18 protein-coding genes are annotated in these 20114 nt (G+C 60.9%); 7 read left to right on the top strand and 11 right to left on the bottom strand.

What is annotated here, in order from left to right:
• Window positions 1-38: 38 nt before the first annotated feature.
• A complete protein-coding gene (locus B5G06_RS14350; RefSeq protein WP_087188265.1) occupies window positions 39-2384 on the bottom strand; it encodes a SpoIIE family protein phosphatase in 2346 nt (781 codons plus the stop codon).
• 186 nt (window positions 2385-2570) lie between these two features.
• On the opposite strand from B5G06_RS14350, the gene B5G06_RS06410 reads away from it, so the two are divergent.
• Both B5G06_RS06410 and B5G06_RS06415 read left to right on the top strand, forming a co-directional pair.
• Window positions 2571-3131 (top strand): RNA polymerase sigma factor, encoded by a 561-nt coding sequence (locus tag B5G06_RS06410; protein WP_087188266.1) that lies wholly within the window; start codon window positions 2571-2573, stop codon window positions 3129-3131.
• The gene (locus B5G06_RS06415; protein ID WP_143382712.1) at window positions 3112-4188 is read left to right on the top strand and encodes a DUF4179 domain-containing protein; all 1077 of its coding nucleotides are present in this window, start codon (window positions 3112-3114) and stop codon (window positions 4186-4188) included. The genes B5G06_RS06410 and B5G06_RS06415 overlap by 20 nt, the downstream gene beginning before the upstream one ends.
• Window positions 4189-4228: 40 nt before the next feature.
• Here the strand turns inward: B5G06_RS06415 and B5G06_RS06420 are convergent, their stop codons facing one another.
• Window positions 4229-5299 (bottom strand): alanine racemase, encoded by a 1071-nt coding sequence (locus B5G06_RS06420; protein ID WP_087188268.1) that lies wholly within the window; start codon window positions 5297-5299, stop codon window positions 4229-4231.
• 150 nt (window positions 5300-5449) lie between these two features.
• Here B5G06_RS06420 and B5G06_RS06425 point away from each other — a divergent pair, with 150 nt between their 5' ends.
• From B5G06_RS06425 to B5G06_RS06435, 3 genes are read left to right on the top strand one after another with little or no spacing between them, the layout of a single operon-like run.
• Window positions 5450-5830 (top strand): GntR family transcriptional regulator, encoded by a 381-nt coding sequence (locus B5G06_RS06425; protein ID WP_087188269.1) that lies wholly within the window; start codon window positions 5450-5452, stop codon window positions 5828-5830.
• Window positions 5827-6687 carry an ABC transporter ATP-binding protein gene (locus tag B5G06_RS06430; protein WP_087188270.1) on the top strand — a complete coding sequence of 287 codons (861 nt, stop codon included), beginning with the start codon at window positions 5827-5829 and terminating at the stop codon, window positions 6685-6687. The genes B5G06_RS06425 and B5G06_RS06430 overlap by 4 nt, the downstream gene beginning before the upstream one ends.
• Window positions 6684-7328: an ABC-2 transporter permease gene (locus tag B5G06_RS06435; RefSeq protein WP_087188271.1), complete on the top strand. Its 645-nt coding sequence runs from the start codon at window positions 6684-6686 to the stop codon at window positions 7326-7328. Before B5G06_RS06430 ends, B5G06_RS06435 begins: the two co-directional genes overlap by 4 nt.
• Before the next feature lie 63 nt (window positions 7329-7391).
• Here the strand turns inward: B5G06_RS06435 and B5G06_RS06440 are convergent, their stop codons facing one another.
• Window positions 7392-7571, bottom strand: a complete 180-nt coding sequence (locus B5G06_RS06440; protein ID WP_087188272.1) for a DUF4250 domain-containing protein — start codon at window positions 7569-7571, stop codon at window positions 7392-7394.
• Between the two features lie 261 nt (window positions 7572-7832).
• The gene (gene alaS / locus B5G06_RS06445; RefSeq protein ID WP_087188273.1) at window positions 7833-10511 is read right to left on the bottom strand and encodes an alanine--tRNA ligase; all 2679 of its coding nucleotides are present in this window, start codon (window positions 10509-10511) and stop codon (window positions 7833-7835) included.
• Between the two features lie 419 nt (window positions 10512-10930).
• Between alaS and B5G06_RS06450 the strand changes: the two genes are divergently transcribed.
• The gene (locus tag B5G06_RS06450; RefSeq protein WP_087188274.1) at window positions 10931-12649 is read left to right on the top strand and encodes a stalk domain-containing protein; all 1719 of its coding nucleotides are present in this window, start codon (window positions 10931-10933) and stop codon (window positions 12647-12649) included.
• Window positions 12650-12819: 170 nt separating this feature from the next.
• Here the strand turns inward: B5G06_RS06450 and B5G06_RS06455 are convergent, their stop codons facing one another.
• Both B5G06_RS06455 and mltG read right to left on the bottom strand, forming a co-directional pair.
• Complete coding sequence (locus B5G06_RS06455; protein WP_087188275.1) at window positions 12820-14034, bottom strand: peptidase U32 family protein; 1215 nt, start codon at window positions 14032-14034, stop codon at window positions 12820-12822.
• Window positions 14027-15238 (bottom strand): endolytic transglycosylase MltG, encoded by a 1212-nt coding sequence (gene mltG, locus B5G06_RS06460; RefSeq protein WP_087188276.1) that lies wholly within the window; start codon window positions 15236-15238, stop codon window positions 14027-14029. Before mltG ends, B5G06_RS06455 begins: the two co-directional genes overlap by 8 nt.
• A gap of 101 nt (window positions 15239-15339) precedes the next feature.
• Between mltG and B5G06_RS14155 the strand changes: the two genes are divergently transcribed.
• Complete coding sequence (locus B5G06_RS14155; RefSeq protein ID WP_164475038.1) at window positions 15340-15492, top strand: hypothetical protein; 153 nt, start codon at window positions 15340-15342, stop codon at window positions 15490-15492.
• Window positions 15493-15538: 46 nt separating this feature from the next.
• On the opposite strand, the gene B5G06_RS06465 is transcribed toward B5G06_RS14155, so the two are convergent.
• The 5 genes from B5G06_RS06465 to B5G06_RS06485 form a co-directional block, all read right to left on the bottom strand.
• Window positions 15539-16123, bottom strand: a complete 585-nt coding sequence (locus B5G06_RS06465; RefSeq protein ID WP_087188277.1) for a 5-formyltetrahydrofolate cyclo-ligase — start codon at window positions 16121-16123, stop codon at window positions 15539-15541.
• On the bottom strand, window positions 16101-16646 hold the full coding sequence (locus tag B5G06_RS06470) for a DJ-1 family glyoxalase III (RefSeq protein WP_087188278.1): 546 nt from the start codon (window positions 16644-16646) through the stop codon (window positions 16101-16103). The genes B5G06_RS06465 and B5G06_RS06470 overlap by 23 nt, the downstream gene beginning before the upstream one ends.
• Window positions 16647-16657: 11 nt before the next feature.
• A complete protein-coding gene (locus B5G06_RS06475) occupies window positions 16658-17329 on the bottom strand; it encodes a dTMP kinase (RefSeq protein ID WP_087188279.1) in 672 nt (223 codons plus the stop codon).
• A gap of 1 nt (window position 17330) precedes the next feature.
• A complete protein-coding gene (locus tag B5G06_RS06480) occupies window positions 17331-18053 on the bottom strand; it encodes a WecB/TagA/CpsF family glycosyltransferase (protein ID WP_087188280.1) in 723 nt (240 codons plus the stop codon).
• 163 nt (window positions 18054-18216) lie between these two features.
• Window positions 18217-20106 (bottom strand): S41 family peptidase, encoded by a 1890-nt coding sequence (locus tag B5G06_RS06485; protein ID WP_087188281.1) that lies wholly within the window; start codon window positions 20104-20106, stop codon window positions 18217-18219.
• Between the last annotated feature and the right edge of the window lie 8 nt (window positions 20107-20114).

Here is a 20114-nt window from a genome sequence, read left to right on the forward strand (position 1 = left end):
ATCGGAATCTTCCGATAGGGGCGCTTTCTTGTGTGGTGTTACCGTTTGCTCAGCCTGAGTACCAGGGCGGTGCGGTCGTCCGCCGCGCCGGCCTGCTGTTCGCTCTCGTCTATGAGTTCTTGGGCCAGCTCCCGGGGGCTCTGGCCGTCAAAGGCGGACAGCTTGTCCCGTACCCACTGGTCTGGCTGTCCGCCGGTGACTCCGTCGCTGATAAGCAGTACGCAGTCTCCCGCCTCCAGCTTTAGGTGGGTCACGTCGGGGGCGCCTCCCTCGCCTCCTGCCAGTCCGGCGGGGAGGGCGCAGCCGGTAACCCGGCTGACGGCGGTCCCTTTTTTTACATAGCTGGGGGCCGCGCCGTATTTGTAGATGTCGCCTTCGCCGGTGAAAAGATCCACCCGCAAAAGGTCGATGGTGGTGAAGCCGATTTCATCCTCACCCCGGAGGGCCAGGGCGGAGCTGAGCGTCCGCAGGGCATTTTCCGGCCGCACGCCCGCCCGGAGGAACTGCTCCAGTAGCCGCACCGCCAGGGTGCTCTCCCGCTGGGCCAGCCGTCCCGAGCCCATGCCGTCGCACAGCAGCACATAGAGGGCGCCGTCGTCGTGTTTAAACCAGGCCCCCGTATCACCCGACACGGTCTGCCCGTCCTTCTTTCGGGCGGCCACCCCGGCCACCGCCATCAGCGGCTCGCTTTGCACCAGCACCAGCCTGTCCCGGCGGCCCTCCTCCACCAGCCGGAGGGGGAAGTTCATCAGCTTGGCCAGCTTGTCCACCTGGCTGCTCTGCCGCAGGGGAGAGAGCCCGGCCCCCTCCAGCTCTACCCGTAAGTGGCCCGCTTCGTCGTAATACACGGCCAGCTCGCACTCCACGCCCTGGGCGGTGAGATACTGCCGCAGCCGCTTTTCCCGCACCGGGTCGGGGATCAGCTCGGCGCTCAGCTCCGCCGCCGCCGTGCCCAGCACCTCAGCCAGCTCGCCGTACTGCCGGCAGACCGCCGCCCGATTCTCCCGCAGACGGCTCTGGTACTGCCGCCGGTAGAGCAGTCCTGCCAGCTCCTCGTTAACGGCGGTGAGGAAGTCGGCAAACTTCATGCAGCGGTTGGAGAAATAAGCGGGGAAGTCGCCCCCCTCGCCCCGGCCCCGCTCCAGCATAGCGGGCAGGGCGTCGTTGAGGGCGTTGTAGGTGGACACATAGTCCCGCTGCCAGCAGGAGGTCTGGAGTGGGCAGCGCTTACACACCCGGTCCGCCGCCCGGTCAAAGATGGCGGCGGTGTCGTTGTCGTTGGGACGGCTGGCGTGGAGGGTACCCCGCATGGATTCGTACAGACTCTTGAAGGCGGCGGCGGTATCCTCCATCCGGCCCTTTACATAGGCCATGGCCCGCTCCTGAGTGCCGTGTTTGGGCTCCCGGGCCACCAGGGCGCCCACCTGCCGCAGCAGCTTGTCCGGCAGCAGGAGAAAGACCACCGAGGCGGCGAACACCTCATAGAGCAGAGGAATGTGCAGTCCGTCCTTCCAGGTCCACAATACCGCCAGAGCGTTGGACAGTACATAGGCCAGGGTGGCGGCCAGCTTGCCCTGGCGGTGGAACACGCCGGTCATCACCCCGGACAGGGCGTAGGCCATGGCGTAAAAGGGCATCCCACCGGTGGACAGGTCCATACCCAGACCAACCGCCACGCCGGCGGTGGCGCCGATGCTGACGCCTCCCTTGTAGGCCACCGCCATCACCGCCACCGCGGCGGCAAAGCGGCCTACCGACAGATCCCCCAGCAGGGTCAGCTTGGACAGGGTGAGCAGCAGGGTACCTAACAGCAGCAGCAGGCTGATGGTCTGCCGGGCGGTCAGCCCCTCCTCCTCCCGCTTTTCGGTCCAGGGGGTGAAGGCAATGCGGTAGAAGTATACCGACGCCCCACACAACAGCAGTTCAGTGCCGAAGAAGATCAAACTTTCCGGCGTCCAGCCCTGGTCGGACAGGTAGATGAAGCCGGTAGCCCCGTCGATGGCGGCGGCGGCCAGCGGCATAAACCAGCTCTTCCGGTAGGCCCCTACGTCAAAGAAGGCGAAGGCCACCGAAAAGACCAGTACACAGGCCGCCGCGTACCGCAGGCCCTCCACAAAGCCCTCCATGGTCAGATAGCCGAAGCAGGCTCCCAGCAGGGCGCAGAAGCCGTCCAGGCCGGAGCCGGAGGCGCCCACCAGTCCCAGTCCGAAGGGGGCATAGCCCCCGAAGATCTCCGCCCCCGCCAGCAGGGCCCCCAGCAAAAAGCGGATGACGCACTCGGCAAAGCGCACCAGCGCCGGAGCACGGAATACCACCTTTCCCGTCTCCCGGGCCTCCTCCCGCAGCCGCGCCGCCTTGGTTTTCAGCTTCTCTTTTGTTGCCATGGTCCCTGTCTCCTTTGCTTTGGGGCGTATTTGCCCTTCCGGTATCAGAGACAGTGTAACCCATAAGCTGGAAAAATATGGTCGGAACACGGCGCGGTTTTGGGTTTGGTCTGTGTTGGTTGAAACCAGATGCTCGTTTTTTGTGTTAAGATAGGTGAAAGCGCTTTCAAGTGTGGAGGTGAGCGGATGGAGGAAGGAGAACTGATCCGGCGGATGAAGCGGGGTGACCCTGCCGCTCTGGAGGCTTTGATGGATCGGGACATGGCCTTTGCCTGCGGAGTGGCCTCCTCCATTCTGCGGGACGCCCCCAGGGATGTGGAGGAGGTGGTGTCCGATTCCTTCCTGGCCCTGTGGAATAACGCCCACAAGCTGGTGCCCGGCCGGGTGAGGGGCTATCTGGGTGCCATCGTCCGCAACAGAGCCAAAAACCGCCTGCGGGAATTGGGGAAGGAGATGCCTCTGGAGGAGGATCTTCTGGACCTGGAACCCTCCGGCGATCTGGGGCCCGCCGATTTTCTGGAGCAGGCGGAGCGGAAGGCCCTGGTGGCACAGCTGCTGGACGCCCTGTCCCTTCAGGATCGGGCCATCTTCCTGCGCCACTATTACTACGGCCAGACAGTGGCTGAGATCGGCGCCGCCCTGGCTGTCAACCCCTCCACCGTCAAGGTGCGCCTCCACCGGGGGCGCAAAAAACTGAAGGAATTACTGCTGAAAAGGGGGTATCTCTGTGAAAATGCGGATTTCTGATCTGCTGGACGGCTGGGAGGACTGCTCGGTGGAGCTTTCTCCCGGGCCGGAGGTGTCCCCGGAAAGGATACGGGAACGCACCATGAAGCTGCTGCATACCAAGCCCAGACACCGCCTGCTGCCCCGTCTGGCGGCCTGCGCCGCCCTGGCGGCGGCGCTTACCATTTCCGCTGTGGCCGCCTATCAGATCTGGGGCCCCGGCAATCTCTTTGATTCTTTTTTTACCATTGAAAGCGCCCCCCTGGACGAGGGGCAGAAGGCCCTGCTGGACGAGATGGGTACCACCGATCTGGCCCCCTCCACCAGCAACGGCATTACCATTACCCCGCTGGCCTCGGTGGCCGATGCGTACAACTGTTACCTCCGCCTGCGGGTGGAGGCCCCGGAGGGCACGGTCCTGCCCGATATGGGTACTCAGGAGGATCATGTGTTCCTGGATGTGGACCTGCGGGACACCGCCACCGGCGAAAGACTGGACTGGGGAGTGCAGAAAGCGCGGTTCCTGCCTGACCGCACCCCTGGGGACAATGTGGTGGAGCTAGTCTTTATCCTCTATGGTCGGCCGGGCGGTGTAAACTGGAACGATGGCGTATCCAAGACGCTGTATCTCACCGATCTGGCGCTTATCCCTAGGGAGGGTACCTCTGGAGAGGAGCCTATGATTCTGGAGGGAACGTGGAGCTTTGCACTGGATCATCTCTACCGGAGCAAGATTCTGGAGGTAGACCCAGCCGGGGCTGTCCGCCTGGACACAGAGACCCAGGCGATGGTTACGCTGGAGTCGCTGACCCTCTCCCCGCTGTCGGTCAGCTTCACCCTCTCCTATCCTCCGGACGCGGGCCCCTTTGTCCACTATGAATTGGTGCTTGTCTGCAAGGATGGTTCCACCGTCACCATCAACGGGGCAAACGGATATGGCGATCCAGGTCCGGATGGACCAGGAGGACGAGATTACTTCTACGGCGTCTCGGCCTTTGATATCCCCATCCCGCTGGAGCGGATCGACCACATCCAGTTCGGGGACTGCTCTATTTTCCTGCCGGACACAACTCAATAGGTAGAAAGGTCCCGGACCAGCGGTCCGGGACCTTTTTTATTTACTTCACCACAATATCTATATAGGCGGAGGTGGTGGCGTCCAGCACTGCCATATAGCCGCACCGGAACTCCAGCCAGTCCCCCACCTGCACCTGGCCGCCGCAGTCCTCCACGTCCACGATCAAATGGTCGGAGCTGGCCCCGATCATCTTTGCGCCCGGCAATACGGGGGTGAGGGCGGCCCAGGCCACGTCCTGTTTTCCGGCGGCGCAGATGGCCCGCAGGCGCACACCACGGTCAGGATACTCTGGGGTGTCCCCCTTGCCATCCCGGCCCAGCTCACCGATGGGTACCGAAGGCTTGCGCCGCAGCTCTACCACCTGGGCCTTGAACAGGAAGGCATCCTGATGATAGCCGTCCAGGAACCGGTTGCCGGTGGTGTCCTCGCCGAAAAGTACCGCTTCACCCACCCGCAGCTGATTGATTCCGGCGGGCATAACGCCAACCTCCAGCAGCTTGAGGGCGCAGGTGCCGCCCACCGACAGCACCGAGATGGAGCAGCCGTAGGTCCTGTTGAGGTAGTCCCGAAGCTCCACCAGAATAGCTGTATTGTCCACCGAGGGTAACACGCTGCCGTAGCATCCCACGTTGGTGCCCAGGCCAACCAGCTTCACGCCGGAGCAGGCCAGAATCTGGGGTACAATGCTGTCCAGCTGCTCCCTGCCAAACACCCCCTCCCGCAGATCTCCCACGTCAATCATCAGGATGATGGGGTGGACCTTGCCCTGCCGGAGGGCGGCCTTCGACACCGCCCGGATCACCTCGATCTGGCTCTGGAGGCTCCAGTCTGCCCAGCGGACCACCTCCTCGGCCTCCAGGATAGCGGGGATACGGATGAGGAGGTAGTTGAGGCCAGGGATGGCCTGTTTGGCGGCCATGATGTTCTTCATCCGGCTGTCGGCAAAGGAGGTGATGCCCCCTGCCATGGCTGCCCGGATCACCTCCGGCCGGGCCGAGAAGCCTTTGGTGGCAAAGACCAGCTCCACCCCCTTGGATGCACAGAAATCATGGAGCTTTTTGGCGTTTTCGGTCACTTTGTTGGTGTTGATCTCCAGGATAGGCGCATACATGACACGTTCCTCCTTTATGGATCCTTTGCCACCATCATACCGGGTCTGTAGCCAGATGGCAAGAAAATGTTTCCTGCCCCTTGACAACTGTGTATCTATATGTTATTACTGTATATGTCAAGTATATACAGTATGACAACGAGGTGCACCATGGATATCATCATCAGCAACTCCGGCGGCGTGCCCATTTACGACCAGATCACCCGGCAGATGAAGGGCCTCATCCTCCGGGGAGAGCTGGCCGAGGGGGAGGCCCTTCCCTCCATGCGGCTGCTGGCCAAGGAACTGCGTATTTCTGTCATCACCACCAAACGAGCCTATGAAGAGCTGGAGCGGGACGGCTTTATCACCACCGTGCCGGGGAAGGGGTGCTTTGTAGCCCCACGAAACCTGGAGCTGGTCCATGAGGAGACCCTCCGCCGGGCGGAGGAGCATCTCTCCCAGGCGGTGGACATCGCCAAGACCGGCGGCGTCACCCTGGCGGAGCTGACCGAGACCCTCAGCCTTCTGTATGGAGAGGAAACAGTATGAGCAATGCATTGGAAGTATGCCATCTCACTAAGGATTACGGCTCCTTTAAGCTGGACGACGTATCCTTCACTGTGCCCGGCGGCACCATTATGGGTCTGATCGGGGAGAACGGGGCAGGGAAGTCCACCACCATCAAATGTATTCTGAATCTGATCCACCGGGATGGTGGGGAGATCTCCGTCTTTGGGCTGGACGCTGTCCGTGACGAGCGGGCAGTAAAGAGTCAGGTGGGGGTGGTACTGGACGAGTCCCTCTTCCACGATACCCTCAACCCGGTCCAGATTGGCAAGATCCTGTCCAAACTCTATCCCAACTGGGATGGAAGGTGCTACGGGGGCTATCTGCGGAAATTTGAGCTGCCGGAGAAAAAGACAGTGAAAACCTTTTCCCGGGGCATGAAAATGAAATTGGCTATTGCGGCTGCCTTTGCAGCCAGGCCCAGGCTGCTTATTCTGGACGAGGCCACCTCCGGCCTGGACCCGGTGGTGCGGGATGAGATCCTGGATGAATTTCTCAACTTTATTCAGGACGAGGAGCATTCTATCCTCATTTCCAGCCATATCACCAGCGACTTGGAGAAGGCTGCGGACTATGTAACCTATCTCCACAAGGGGCGGGTGGTTCTGTCCGGCGCCAAGGACGAACTGCTGGACTCCTACGGCAAGCTGGTGTGCAGCCGCGCCGATCTGGAGCGGGTAGACCGGTCCCTGCTGGCGGGCAGCCGGGTGGGACAGTTCGGGTGTGAGGCCCTGGTAAAGGACCGGCACGCCTTTGCCCGCCGCTATCCGGGCCTGACGGTGGACCCCGCTACCCTGGAGGATATCATGGTCTTTACCGGAAAGGGGGATGCCCAATGACCGGGCTGATCTATAAGGATATTGTGGCTTTGCGCAAGCAGCTCTCTACGCTGCTGCTCTTTCTCGTCGTGTACGGAGGCTTCTGCGTGACCGGGGTGTTTGATTTCTCCATCTTGGGGGCTCTGGTAGCCGTATTCGGTCTCACCATTCCCGTGTCCTCGGTGGCACTGGACGATGCCGCCCATTGGGACCGGTACGCGGTGGCCACCCCCGCCGGACGGCGGGGGGTGGTGGCCGGAAAATATGTGTTCACCCTGTTGGTGATTGTAGTCAGTGTGGCGGTGGCGGCGGGTCTGATGGTGTGCCTTTCCTTGGCCGGACTGACCGAGACAACGCTGGATGATCTGGTACTCATTGCCCTGTCCTGCGGCGTGCTTACTCTGGTGTTGGACGCCATCATTCTGCCCTTCCTGCTCAAGTATGGGGCGGAGAAGGCCAGAGTGATCAGCATGATCACCTTTGTAGTGATTTTTGGCGGCGCTGTGCTGCTTGGGGGACTGGCCAAGAACCAGATCACTCTGCCCACGCCTCCGGCGTGGCTGCTGACCGCCCTGCCCGTCCTCTTGGGATTGCTGGCTATTGGCGGCTACCTGATCTCCTACTTCATCGCACAGGAGATCTACGCCAAAAAGGAATTTTGAATATCAGAACAGAAAAATGGGCCCGCTGCGCTATGCAGCGGGCCCAAATTGATTCTGTGCAGATTACATCCGTACAAACTGGTTCCGGTCCGGATCGTACTGGCAATCCAGGATGGACAGCTTCTGGGAGATCTCGTCCTTATCCGCCTGGAGATCGTCGCACAGGGCGTCCAGGGAGGGATAGAAGTCCCGCAGTTTAGTGTTGACATAACTGAGCAGAATCATGGGATCTTGGGGAAACATGAAAAATGTGCCTACTTTCTGTGTCTAAAATACTTCAAAGTGGGGATGATTTACAGCCCCAGCTTCTCGGCCACAAAGTCGTCCACCTTAGCCAGAGCGTCGTTCCCCGCACGACCATGTCGTGTGGGGGCCCCATTTATTACATCTGCTCGGGCGGAATGAATCCGCCCGGCATCAAGGTTTTGCCTTTGGCAAAACGCTTGGGACGCCGCACTTGCGGCGGGGCTGGACGACGCCCGTTATGGCAACTGGAATGGTGATTTACAGCCCCAGCTTCTCGGCCACAAAGTTGTCCACTTTGGCGAGAGCGTCGTCCAGCTTGAGGACGTCGGAGCCGCCGCCCATGGCGCTGTCGGGCTTGCCGCCGCCCTTGCCGCCGCAGCAGCAGCACACCTGCTTCACCAGGTCGCCGGCCTTGATGCCCTTGGCCACGGCATCCTTACCGCACACGGACAGGAAGGTGATCTTGCCGTCCTTCACACTGGACAGAACGGCTACTATGCTGGAGTCCTTATCCCGCAGGAAGTCGCCCATCTTGCGCAGACGGTCGGCATCGGCGTCGTTGAGGGTGACGGTGAGCACCTTCAGGCCGCCCACGTCCTTGGCGCCCATCAGGAAGTTGCCAGCCTGATTGATGGCCTCCTTAGCCTTGAAGCCCTCCACCATGTGGCGCAGCTCACGCAGTTCGCTGATGGTCTGCTCGGCCTTCTCCCGCAGATCGCTGGGCTTGGCCTTGAGCACGGCAGCAGCCTCAAACAGCTTCTGCTGGTTCTGGTTCATAATCTTCAGGGACTGAGCGCCGGTGGTGGCCTCAATACGGCGGACGCCGGAGGCCACGGAGAACTCGCTCTCGATGTGGAACACGCCCACCTTGGCGGTGTTGTCCAGGTGGGTGCCGCCGCAGAACTCCACGGAGTAGCCCTCGCCCATGTCCACCACGCGGACGGTGTCGCCGTACTTCTCACCGAAGAGGGCGATGGCGCCCCGCTTCTTGGCCTCTTCAATGGGCATCACATCGGTGTGGATGTCATAGCCCTCCAGCACCGCCTCGTTGACTACGGCGCTGACCTGGCCCAGCTCCTCGGCGGTCATGGCGGAAAAGTGGGTGAAGTCAAAACGCAGCCGGTCGGGCTCCACCAGGGAGCCCGCCTGATGCACGTGGTCTCCCAGCACGGTGCGCAGGGCCTTGTCCAGCAGGTGGGTGGCAGAGTGGGCGCGCATGATGGCCTTCCGCCGGGGCACGTCGATCTGGGCGGAGACAGTGTCCCCCAGCTTCAGGACCCCCTCGGTCACTTTGCCGTAGTGCATATACTTGCCGCCCTTGTTCTTCTGCACATCGGTGACCTGGAACAGACAGCCGTCCTCCCCGCTCTTGGCAATGACGCCGTGGTCAGCCACCTGGCCGCCCATCTCAGCGTAGAAGGGGGTCTTGTCCAGCACCACGATGCCCTCCACGCCGGGCATGAGCTCCTCGGCCTGCTCGTTCTCCACCACTAAAGCCACCACCTTTGCACCGGTGATGGAGGTGTTTTCGTAGCCCATGAATTCGGTCTCTGGCACGTCCTTACCAAATTCCACTCCGGCCCAGCCCAGATCGCCCAGAGCCTCGCGGGCCTTACGGGCGCGCTCCTTCTGCTCCTGCATCAGCTTCTGGAAGGCGGCCTGATCCACGGTCATGCCCTGCTCCTCCACCATCTCGATGGTCAGGTCGATGGGGAAGCCGTAGGTGTCGTACAGCTTGAAGGCGTCAGCGCCGGAGAACACGGTCTCGCCGCCGGCCTTGTGGCCCTCCAGCATATCGTTGAAGATCTTCAGGCCGCCATCGATGGTGCGGGCGAAGTTCTCCTCCTCAGTGCGGATGACCTTGGTAATATAGTCCTGGCGCTCCCGAAGCTCGGGGTAGTGGCCCTCGTTCTCGTGAATAACGGTGTCGCACACCTCATACAGGAAGGGATCGTTGACGCCCAGCAGCTTGCCGTGGCGGGCGGCCCGGCGGAGCAGGCGGCGGAGGACGTAGCCCCGGCCCTCGTTGGAGGGGAGCACGCCGTCGCAGATCATAAAGGTGGCGGAGCGGATGTGGTCGGTGATAACGCGAAGAGACACGTCCTTGGCGGCGGTCTCGCCGTAGTGGGCGTGGGTGATCTCGCTCACCTTGTTGGTGATGTTCATGACGGTGTCTACGTCAAACAGGGAGGCCACATCCTGGCACACGCAGGCCAGACGCTCCAGGCCCATGCCGGTGTCGATGTTCTTCTGCTTGAGCTCGGTGTAGTGGTTCTCGCCGTCGTTGTCGAACTGGGAGAACACTACGTTCCACACCTCAATATAGCGGTCGCAGTCGCAGCCCACGGTGCAGCCGGGCTTGCCGCAGCCCCACTGCTCGCCCCGGTCGTAGTAGATCTCGGAGCAGGGGCCGCAGGGACCGGAGCCGTGCTCCCAGAAGTTATCCTCCTTGCCGAACTTGAAGATGCGGTCGGCGGGGATGCCGATCTCCTCGTTCCAGATGCGGAAAGCCTCGTCGTCGGCGGGGGTGGTCTCATTGCCGGCGAACACAGAGGGGTAGAGGCGGTTGGGGTCCAGGCCCACCCACTCGGGGGAGGTCAGGAACTCCCAGGCCCAGTGAATGGCCTCCTTCTTGAAGTAATCACCGAAGGAGAAGTTGCCCAGCATCTCGAAGTAGGTGCCGTGACGGGCGGTGTGACCGATGTTCTCAATGTCGCCGGTGCGGATGCACTTCTGGCAGGTGGTCACACGGTGGCGGGGGGGCTCCTGCTCGCCGGTGAAGAAGGGCTTCATGGGCGCCATGCCGCTGTTGATGAGCAGCAGGGAGGCGTCGTTCTGGGGAATCAGGGAAAAGCTGGGCAGGCGCAGGTGTCCCTTGGTCTCAAAGAAGGACAGGAACATCTCGCGCAGTTCGTTCAGACCGAACTTCTTGGGCATATGATTCAATCTCCTCTGCAAAAAAATAAGCCCCGCCCCCATGTCAGGGGCGGAGCAATGTTCACTCCACGGTACCACCCTGATCTGCGCCCAAAGAGCGCATCTCATTGCATCCGGTAACGGGGATGAATCGTCCCGGTCCTCCCGGGCCGCTCAGAAGTGGCGCGCAGGCTCGTGTCGCGGAGGGCTCTCACCGTCCCCTCTCGCTCGTCGCGGCGTGGTCTGCTTGGCTTCGTCATCGCGCTTCAACTGCCTTATTTTATCACATTTTACGCCGTTGTCAACCTTTTTCCCGGCAAACGGAGGCGGCGGTCAGTAAAGAAGTAAACTGGTGGCAGGTGCAGGAAATAGTTGATATTCAAGGATGATTATGGTATAATACTTTCCATGAAAAATAAAATGGAAATGGAGTGAACTCTATGAAAAGAAGCAGACTCTTATCTCTATTACTTTCTGCTCTGCTGCTGACGGCGGTCTTTATACCCGCCGGAGGGGTGGCCCAGGCCGCGGGGGGCGAGATTGCCGTATATGTGGACGGGGAGAAGCTGACCTTCGACCAGCCGCCCATTGCCCAGAACGGGCGTGTGCTGGTGCCCTTCCGAGCCATCTTCGAGAAGCTGGGTGCTACAGTGGAGTGGGTACCAGAATACCAGGGAGTGGCGGCCCAGAGGGGCGATACCCTGATTGCCATGCAGTTGGGGAAAAATGTGCTGGCAAAGCAGATAGGCGACGGTGAGGCTCAGTACTTCGAACTGGACGTAGCTCCCATCGCCCTCAATGGCCGGACTCTAGTACCTGTCCGGGCGGTGTCTGAGTCCCTGGACTGCAATGTGCAGTGGGATGGCGCCAACAACCGGGTAGTCATCACCTCTGGCGGCCAGACGGCGGCGGATGAAAACGCGACGGATGAAAACAGGGTGTATTCTGATACCAGCTATAAGGAGGTTCCGTGCAGGGCGGTGTTTGATGGGGACATTGTCTATTTCTCCTTTGGCTGGCGGCAAATGCTCTACCGGTATGACGGTGTCTCTGTTACCTCCTACGATTCTGAGGTCTATCCTTCTGAAATCATTCCTTACAACGGTAAGGTTTACTACTACGGAAACCACAGCAATCAGACCATCTTCTGTATAGACCCCAGTACCGGTTCCCGGACGATGGTGTTTAACCAGAACGGGGAGCTGGAGATCGAAGAGATGATGATTTACCGTGACTACCTGTTGGTTCGTGTTGCAGATCACTATACTGATCCCTCAGGGAAGTACAGCAGTATTCTGGCCGCATCGGTATACGTTGTGGACCTGAACACTGGAAGCAGCAAACTGCTCTACCAAAACGATGATTTTTCCAGTTATATTACCATGACTGCCGCCAATGGGAAAATCTATCTCAATGATTACTTCGACTCCGATTCCGGCTGGTCCCACTCCATTATTGAGGCCGATCCGGCTACCAGTGCCAGTCGGACCTTGTATAAGTATGACGATGTGGGGCGTGAGATTTTCTGTGCCGCAGACGGCTCCGGCATCTACTTCTATGTCAAGGATGGCGATGTAAAGACCTATTACTTCCACAATGCCTCCACCGGCGCCCGCCAGACCGTCAGCGAGAGCAGCTACAACGCCGCCAAGAATAACTATCTGGATGCCAACGACTACACCTGGACGGCAGACTGGCGCTATACCCACAGCCAGACCAAGGTGGTGCGGGTCAACCGCAGCACCGACCTCCAGGAGGTGCTCTATCAGGGCCACTACCAGTGCAGACGCTTGGCCAATAACGACTCCAAGGTGGTTTTTGTAGAGAACGAGAACGGATTCAATTATGGGTCTAATAATTGGGGGGCTACCTCCATTTATATCATGGATAGTAATGGAAACAACGTCAAGGAGATATGGAACAACGGCACCAGCGCCTCGGGCGGCAGCAGCACCGGCAGCGGTGGCTCCACTGCTGGTTCCGAGCCCTGCGCCGTCTGCAACGGCGACGGAATGGTGACCTGTCCCTATTGCAGAGGCACCGGTCAGGGACAGTCTATCTCCATCATGGGGATGGAGACTCCCCAGAGCTGCACTTACTGCGGCGGAACCGGCCGGCGGCTGTGCATCGGCTGCGGGGGCTCCGGTGTGAAAAACTGAAAACTTTGGGAGGACAGCGGGGCTGCTGCGAATTGACGCAGCAGCTCCGCTGTCAGAGTGCAGTTCAACTGTGCTGGCCGCGGATTCGGAGAGATTGCGTGAAGACCGGACTGGGCAGGCCTCCAGGTCACAAAAAAAGTCCAGGCGAAGTTCGCCTGGACTTTTGCATATCAGGAATTTTCCCGGCAGGCCCGGAGAATGGACAGGGGGGGTACCGGACGGGGCAGCTTCATGCGGAATACCATCTGGGGGGTACGGGGCTCGGTGAGGGGCCAGCCGTTTTCATCCTCCATGGCACCGGCAGTAAAGGGGGTGGCGGCCACATCGGGACCCACCAGCTCCAGCTCGTCCCCCACGGCAAACTTGTTGCGCAGGGACAGGGTGGCGTTGCCCTCGGAATCGCAGGCGGTGACGATGGCCACCACCTGCCACTCCCGGACATACCGGGCGTCGCCGGTGTACTGGCTTGGCTGGCCGAAGTAGAAGCCGGTGGAGTAGGGACGGTGGCTCACTTTGTCCACCTCTTCCCGCCACACCGGGTCCATGGGCTGACCGGCGGCCGCTGCGTCGATGGCGTGACGGTAGGCGGCAGTGACTACGGCGGCGTAGTAGGCACTCTTGGCACGGCCCTCGACTTTGAGAGAGGTGAGGCCCGCCTCCATCAGTTCCGGAATGTGGTCGATCATGCACATATCCCGGGAGTTCATAATGAAGGCGCCGCCCTCATCTTCGCCGATGGGGAAGTATTCCCCGGGACGCTTTTCCTCCATCAAAGCGTACTTGTAGCGGCAGGGCTGGGCGCAGGCGCCCCGGTTGGCGTCCCGGCCAGTCATATAGTTGCTCAGCAGGCAGCGGCCGGAGTAGCTGACGCACATGGCGCCGTGGACAAAAGCTTCGATCTCCAGCTCCTTGGGGGCCTTGGTCCGGATCTCCCGGATCTCGTCCAGAGACAATTCCCGGGCCAGAATCACCCGGCTGGCGCCCAGATCGTACCAGGCACGGGCAGCCTGATAGTTGGAGATGCTGGCCTGGGTGGAGATGTGGGCCTTAACCTTGGGGGCGTGCTTTTTCAGCAGAGAGAGCACCCCCACGTCAGCCACGATGGCGGCGTCCACCCCCAGAGACTGGAGGTATTCCAGCCACTGAGGCAGCCGGGCCACCTCGTTGTTGCGAGGCATGGTGTTGCAGGTCACATGGATGGACACGCCCTTGCTGTGGCACAGTTCCACCGCCTGGCGCATTTCCTCCTCGGTGAAGTTGCCGGCAAAGGCACGCATACCAAAATCATTGCCCGCCAGATAGACCGCGTCCGCCCCGTAGGCCAGGGACATTTTCAGTCGTTCCATGTCCCCGGCGGGGGAGAGCAGTTCGATTTGTTTAGTCATTCTTGTACAGCTCCTGGCTATTGAGGAAAGATTGGTGCTCACTGCTGGAGCGGAAGAAGTGGTGTACCCCGTCGTCGCCCAGCGCATAGTAGTAGTAATTGGTAGAGTCGGGGTTCACCGCCGCCTTCAGGGCGTCCACACCGGGACAGGAGATGGCGGTGGGGGGGAGTCCCTTGTGGGTATAAGTGTTATAGGGGGTGTCCGCCTGCGTGTTTACTTGGGTGCCTCCGGTGACATACAGGATGGTGGCGTCGATGTTCAGATAGCCCGCCGTCTCGCTGGTGGGGTTGTTGAGACGGTTGTAGATCACCGAGGAGATCTTGCCCTGGTCGGTGCCGTCAGTTTCCTTCTCGATCATGGAGGCAATGATGACGGCGTCGTTTACGCTCATGCCCTTGTCCGTCATGGTCTGGCGCATCTCGTCGGTGAAGATCTGGTCAAAACGAAGGATCATCTTGTTGAGCACGCTCACCGGGTCCTCGCCCATATAGAACTCATAGGTGTCGGGGAAGAGGTAGCCCTCCAGACGCTTGGCGTCGCCCAGGGGCAGCACGCCCTGGAGGAAGGAGAACTTGAAGTCGTAATTGGCGGCGGTCTCCTCCAGATCTTCCACCGTGGCCACGCCGGCCTTCTCCAGCATCTCAAAGATCTGGGCCTCGGTGGTGCCCTCCGGGATGGTCACCGTGGTGGTGAGCCGGTTGGCGGAACTGGAACCCATGCTGCTGATGAGGGCGCGATAGTCCATGTCGGTATTCAGCTCGTAGCTGCCCGGGGTGATCTTGGCGTCGTCATCTCCAGCCTGACCTGAGACGTGGGTGAAGCTGCAGAAAAGTTTAAAGACAAACTTGTATTCGATCAGGCCGGCATCCTTCAGCTTGTCGGCCACCTGATCCACCGTGTCGCCCTCCTTAATCTCCACCACGGCGGTGAGGGGGGCTTTGTTCAGGGCGAGGATGTCGTTGGCCCACATCCAGCTGACCCCTGCCAGCAGAACGGAGGCGCCCAGTACGCATACCACATAGATCAAAATACCCCATGAGCCCAGACGCTTGCGCTTCTTGCGGGGCCGGGACCGTTGCTGCCCCTCCGGGGCGGAGGGGGCACGGCCGGACGAGCGGCTGGAAGGCGCCAGACGTTTTCCGCCATGGTTGGCATGGGAAGAGGTCTCCTGACGGCCCTCGTTGTGATAATCTTCCTGAGACATAGGTTCAACTCCTAACCGAATGAAAAACAGTGGCCTGCCGGAACCACGATTGCTCCCTCCGCATAGAATAGGTCAGTTAAAGCAAGTGAGGTGAGACGACAATGTGTTTCGGCAATAACGGTTTTGGCGGCAACAGCTGCCTGTGGATCATCCTGATCATCATCCTGCTGTGCTGCTGCTGCGGCGGCGGGAACAGCTGCGGCAACAGCTGCGGCTGCAATAACAACTGCGGTTGCAACGACGGCTGCTGCTGAGCCGTACGTACCGCGGGGAAGCGGGGCCTCAGGCCCCGCTTTTCTCCTATCCCGGTGCGGACGGGCCGTACAGGCCGGTCTCGGTGACCACCAGATTCACCCCCAGGTCGTGGGGGAGACGGGGAATGGCCTCCATCAGCAGTCCATCCCGGCACAGCGCGGCGGTGATGCCGGAAAATCCGGCCAGCCAGCGGTCGTAATACCCGCCGCCCCGCCCAAGCCGGCCGCCGGAACGGTCAAAGGCCAGCCCGGGCACCAGAACCAGATCGATCTGGTCCGGCGGGATGAGGGGACAGTCCAGGCCCGGCTCCAGCATTCCGTAGGGATGGCGGATGAGGGTACTATCTCTTTGGACGAGCCTGGCCTCCATTTGGTTCCCCGGCAGGCACCTGGGCAGACACACCCGCTTGCCCGTGTCCCACAGAGGCGGCAGCAGCCGGACGGTGTCCGGCTCGGTGTCCATGCCGTGGTAGAGCAGGATGGTCCGGGCGGACTCTACCTGCGGCAGTGTCAGAAAGCGGTGAAACAGCGTTTCATCGCCAGCGGTCCGGGCCTCACAAGACAGAGTGGTCAGCCAGTCCAGCGCCTGACGGCGCAGGCGGGCCTTCTCAGCCGTGATAGTGGACGGCATCCTTTACCTGGGCAGCAGCGGCAGGCCCCTTCAGAATCTCTACCAGCTTCAGGCCGAAGGGGAAGGCGGAACCGGCGGCCTCGCCGGTGACGATGTGGCCATCCACCACGACGGAGGAACCCTTCTGCACTACAGCGGAACCCATCAGATCCTCCATACCGGGGTAACACACCGCGTTGCGGCGGTCCAGCATCCCCAGGTTGGCCAGAATGGTGGGAGCAGCACAGATGGCGGCCAGCCAGCAGCCGTGATCATAGCAGCGCTGGATGAGAGCCTGAGCCCGCATATCGCCGCTGATGGCCTCCACGCCGCCCAGTCCACCGGGGAGCATAAGCATCCGCAGCTGGTCGGGCTCCAGTTGGTCCAGGGTGGTGTCCGCCGTGACAGTGATCCCGTGGCTGCCGGTGACCTGAAGTCCGTCCAGGCCCACCAGGGTTACCTTGACGCCGGCCCGGCGCAGCAGGTCGGCGGGGACCAGAGCTTCGCTCTCTTCAAACCCGTTACCCAGTAAAATAGCTACCATTCAACAGCACCTCATTTTATGATTTGGGCCACCATAGCCCAGATGTCTTGGTGGATTTCTTCCGTGGAGCGCAGACGTCCTGTCTGGTCCACGCAGGGGACCTTGTGCCAGCCCAGGCAGTCAGCTGCCCGCAGAGCGGTGCGGCGGCACAGGGCCAGATAATCGGTATCTACTTCGTGAATATCGCCTTTGGTATGGGTGGCCGCCTCCCGGCTGCGCAGCAGCTCCACGGCCCGTTCTGTGGGCATATCCAGATAGATTACCTGGTCGGGGAAGGGCAGGCCCAGCTTGGAGCATTCAAAGTCGAAGAGCCAATGAAAGAACTCCTCCCACTGGTCTTCGGGCAGCTTGCTGGCCTGGTGGACGGCGTTGGAGGTGGTATACCGGTCAGAGAGTACCAGCCCGCCGTTCCGGTAGTAGTCTCCCCACACTTTCTTCCAGGATGCGTACCGATCCACCGCGTAGAAGGTGGAGGCGGCATAGGGATTTACGTCAGAGGGATGGGAGCCAAACTCACCGCCCAGATACATCCGCAGCAGGGCGGAAGAGGGCTCCTGATACTGGGGAAAGACCAGACGGCGGAAGGAGATATCCTCCTGCTCCAGCCGCTGACACAGCAGCTTGAACTGGGTGGACTTGCCGGAGCCATCGGTTCCCTCAAATACGATCAGCTTTCCTGCCATATCAGCGCCTCCTGACCCGGGCGCCTACGGCATACCACAGCACCAGGGGGAGCTTGGCCATGCGTCCGATGCGCTTAGGTTCCTTGATGAGCCGGTGGAGCCATTCCAGCCCCAGCTTTTGAAAGGCCTTGGGGGCCCGCTCCACCACGCCGGCAAAGACGTCCAGGGAACCGCCCAGGCCGATCATCAGGTGCGCGCCGGTGGCGGGACCGTTCTGTACCATCCAGAACTCCTGCTTGGGCGCGCCCAGACAGACAAAGACCACATCTGCGGCGGCGGCGCGGATTTCCTCCACCACCGGACCGTCCTCCTTGAAGTAGCCGTCGTGGGTACCGCAGACAATAAGTCCGGGATAGGTACTCTTCAGGTTGGCAGCGGCCAGCTCGGCCACGCCGGGTTTGGCGCCCAGCAGAAAGAGCCGCTTTCCGTGTTCCGCCATCCATGCCACCAGTCGCTGGGCAAAATCGATGCCCGGCACTTTGCTTTTCAGGGGACGGCCCAGAATCTTGGCGGAGTAGATCACACCGATGCCGTCGGCCAGCACCAGGTCAGCCCCCAGCAGGGCCTGCTTGAATTCGGGGTTTTTCCGGGCGGCCAGAATAAATTCCGGGTTGGGGGTCACAGCATAGTGAAAACCTTCCGCCTCCACCAGCCCGGAGCCAGTCTGTACCGCCTCATCCAACGTCAGGTCGTCGAAGCCGACGCCCAAAACATCTGTCCTCAAAATGAATTGCCTCCGATTGGATCAAGTCCATAATTTCACACCATTCTACCATAGCGGAAGAGAAAAGTCCATGCGGAAACAGGGAGAAAGGAGGGTGGAAATGATAAAGTTTCTGTGAAGAAAGCCGGAAAAGCGCCCTTCGCACAGCGAAGGGCGCTTTGGCTCAGATCAGGGAGGGAAGCAGATTCAGCTTGCACAGCAGAGTGCAGGTCAGGGCGGCAGCCTCCTCCCGGGTGGTGACTCCGGCGGGATCGATCTCACTGGGGGCGGCCCAAAGCAGGCCGTCCTCATCCTGTGCCAGCAGCCATACCGACTCCCAGGACCAGGAGGAATAGTTCTGATACTCGGCGAACGCCGCCTCCGGACGATTCTGCCAGGTCTGGATCAGATCCAGATCAAGTTTCCTGCCCAGGCGGGACAGAATGGTGATAAACTGCTCGTGGCTCACCGGATCGTTGGGGGCGAAGCGACCGCCGCCTACGCCGTTTACCAGTCCCATGGAGGCCAGGGCATTGACGGAGGGACCGTACCAGTCGTCCATGGACACGTCGGTAAAGGCACTCTCCCCGGTAGGAACCTTGCAGTTCAGGGCCTGGGCCAGCAGGGTACAGAGTTGTCCCCGGGTCAGAGCTTCCGCTGGACGATAGGTGCCGTCTCCCGCGCCCAGTACCACGCCGTAGGTGGCCAGCAGGCCGATTTCATCGGCATAGGGGGACTGATCGGTGTCGGAGAACCCCCGATGATGATAGCCACTGAGGCCGCAGGCGGCGGCCAGATCGGCGGCGGTGGTGGCCTCCCAGCCATCACCGGTGCCTGTCCGCAGCAGGACTCCGTCGGGCAGAGCCTCCAGCAGCGCGGTAAAGGCAGCCTGGTAGGAGGTGGAGCAGGCTTGTTCCAAATCGATGTACCAGGCACCGTTCAGATCAATGCGCGCCGTACCGGAGGTGTCTCCCTGGGGCTCGGGACTGGAGAGAAGCACGGCGGCCTCGTCCGCCAGGGACGGATTCAGCAGCAGGTGCGGCATGACGCCGATGGTGTCGTTGCTGGTACCAGCAGGCCCGAAAAAGCGATAGGCGGTCATTTTCAGAGCATCGCCCTCGGAGAAAAAGGCAGGAAAGAGGGTGCTGTCCAACAGGATCTGAGCGACTCCTTTTCCGTAGGTGCGGTCTCCCACCAGCAGGCCGGAGCCAGTGTCCCGAATGGCGGCGGCAAACAGCTCGGAGGCGCTGGCCGAATAGAAGTTGGTCAGGACGATGAGCGGTTCATCGGTGATCTGGGCGCTCTGACTGCCCTGGGCGTTGATGGAGCCGTCGCTGGCCCGCATATAAACCAGCTGATCGTTGGGACCAGCAAAATAGCTGATGGTGTTGAGGGCGGCGGTCACTTCTCCGCCGCCATTGTTGCGCAGGTCCATGATCCAGTGGTCGGCCTGACTTCCATAGGTTTCCAAACCTTCCTGCACATGACCGGCGGTTTCAGGACCAAAGGCGTCGCAGGCCACATAGCCGATGTGGTCCTCCCAAAGTTCAGTATAGGCGGTGGGCACCACAAAGGCGCAGCGGGTCAGGGTGACGGTGTGGGCCTGGCCGTCCCGCAGATAAGTCAGCTGGAAGGAGGTCCCCACCTCGCCGCCCAGCAGAGCGGAGGCCTGCTCCAGGCTGATTTTCATACAAGACTGGCCATCGATGGCGGTAATTACGTCTCCTGCCAGCAGACCACCCGCCTCTGCGGCGGAGCCGGGGATCACGCGGGTTACCAGCAGACCATCGTCAGCCAGCTGAATGGAAACGCCGGCGCCTACCAGCTCAGAGTCGGAGAGAGAGGCGTGAAAGGCGGCGTACTCTTCGGCGGTAAAATATTCGGTGTAGGGATCTCCGAGGGCCTGGATAATCCCGTTCATATCCGTTTGCTCAAATACCTGGTCGGGAAGAGGGTCCAGGTAGTACCAGTTCAGCAGCGTCAGAGCCTGCGAGGGATTGAGCGCCTGGGCAGCGGTTGTCAGCAAAAGGCTTGCGGCCAGCCCGACGGCCGGCAGGCGAAAGCGAAGTTTCATAGTACGCC

The sequence above is a fragment of the Flavonifractor sp. An52 genome, assembly GCF_002159385.1.
Taxonomy (GTDB): domain Bacteria; phylum Bacillota; class Clostridia; order Oscillospirales; family Oscillospiraceae; genus Flavonifractor; species Flavonifractor avicola.

Excerpts from the sequence above, each read along its gene's own strand:
- B5G06_RS06425 (WP_087188269.1), top strand. The coding sequence starts at position 5,450 with ATGGATATCATCATCAGCAACTCCGGCGGCGTGCCCATTTACGACCAG.
- B5G06_RS14350 (WP_087188265.1), bottom strand. The coding sequence starts at position 2,384 with ATGGCAACAAAAGAGAAGCTGAAAACCAAGGCGGCGCGGCTGCGGGAG.
- B5G06_RS14155 (WP_164475038.1), top strand. The coding sequence starts at position 15,340 with ATGTGTTTCGGCAATAACGGTTTTGGCGGCAACAGCTGCCTGTGGATC.
- B5G06_RS06440 (WP_087188272.1), bottom strand. The coding sequence starts at position 7,571 with ATGTTTCCCCAAGATCCCATGATTCTGCTCAGTTATGTCAACACTAAA.
- B5G06_RS06465 (WP_087188277.1), bottom strand. The coding sequence starts at position 16,123 with ATGCCGTCCACTATCACGGCTGAGAAGGCCCGCCTGCGCCGTCAGGCG.
- B5G06_RS06410 (WP_087188266.1), top strand. The coding sequence starts at position 2,571 with ATGGAGGAAGGAGAACTGATCCGGCGGATGAAGCGGGGTGACCCTGCC.
- B5G06_RS06450 (WP_087188274.1), top strand. The coding sequence starts at position 10,931 with ATGAAAAGAAGCAGACTCTTATCTCTATTACTTTCTGCTCTGCTGCTG.
- B5G06_RS06470 (WP_087188278.1), bottom strand. The coding sequence starts at position 16,646 with ATGGTAGCTATTTTACTGGGTAACGGGTTTGAAGAGAGCGAAGCTCTG.
- mltG (WP_087188276.1), bottom strand. The coding sequence starts at position 15,238 with ATGTCTCAGGAAGATTATCACAACGAGGGCCGTCAGGAGACCTCTTCC.
- B5G06_RS06420 (WP_087188268.1), bottom strand. The coding sequence starts at position 5,299 with ATGTATGCGCCTATCCTGGAGATCAACACCAACAAAGTGACCGAAAAC.
- B5G06_RS06455 (WP_087188275.1), bottom strand. The coding sequence starts at position 14,034 with ATGACTAAACAAATCGAACTGCTCTCCCCCGCCGGGGACATGGAACGA.
- B5G06_RS06430 (WP_087188270.1), top strand. The coding sequence starts at position 5,827 with ATGAGCAATGCATTGGAAGTATGCCATCTCACTAAGGATTACGGCTCC.
- B5G06_RS06435 (WP_087188271.1), top strand. The coding sequence starts at position 6,684 with ATGACCGGGCTGATCTATAAGGATATTGTGGCTTTGCGCAAGCAGCTC.
- B5G06_RS06475 (WP_087188279.1), bottom strand. The coding sequence starts at position 17,329 with ATGGCAGGAAAGCTGATCGTATTTGAGGGAACCGATGGCTCCGGCAAG.
- alaS (WP_087188273.1), bottom strand. The coding sequence starts at position 10,511 with ATGCCCAAGAAGTTCGGTCTGAACGAACTGCGCGAGATGTTCCTGTCC.
- B5G06_RS06485 (WP_087188281.1), bottom strand. The coding sequence starts at position 20,106 with ATGAAACTTCGCTTTCGCCTGCCGGCCGTCGGGCTGGCCGCAAGCCTT.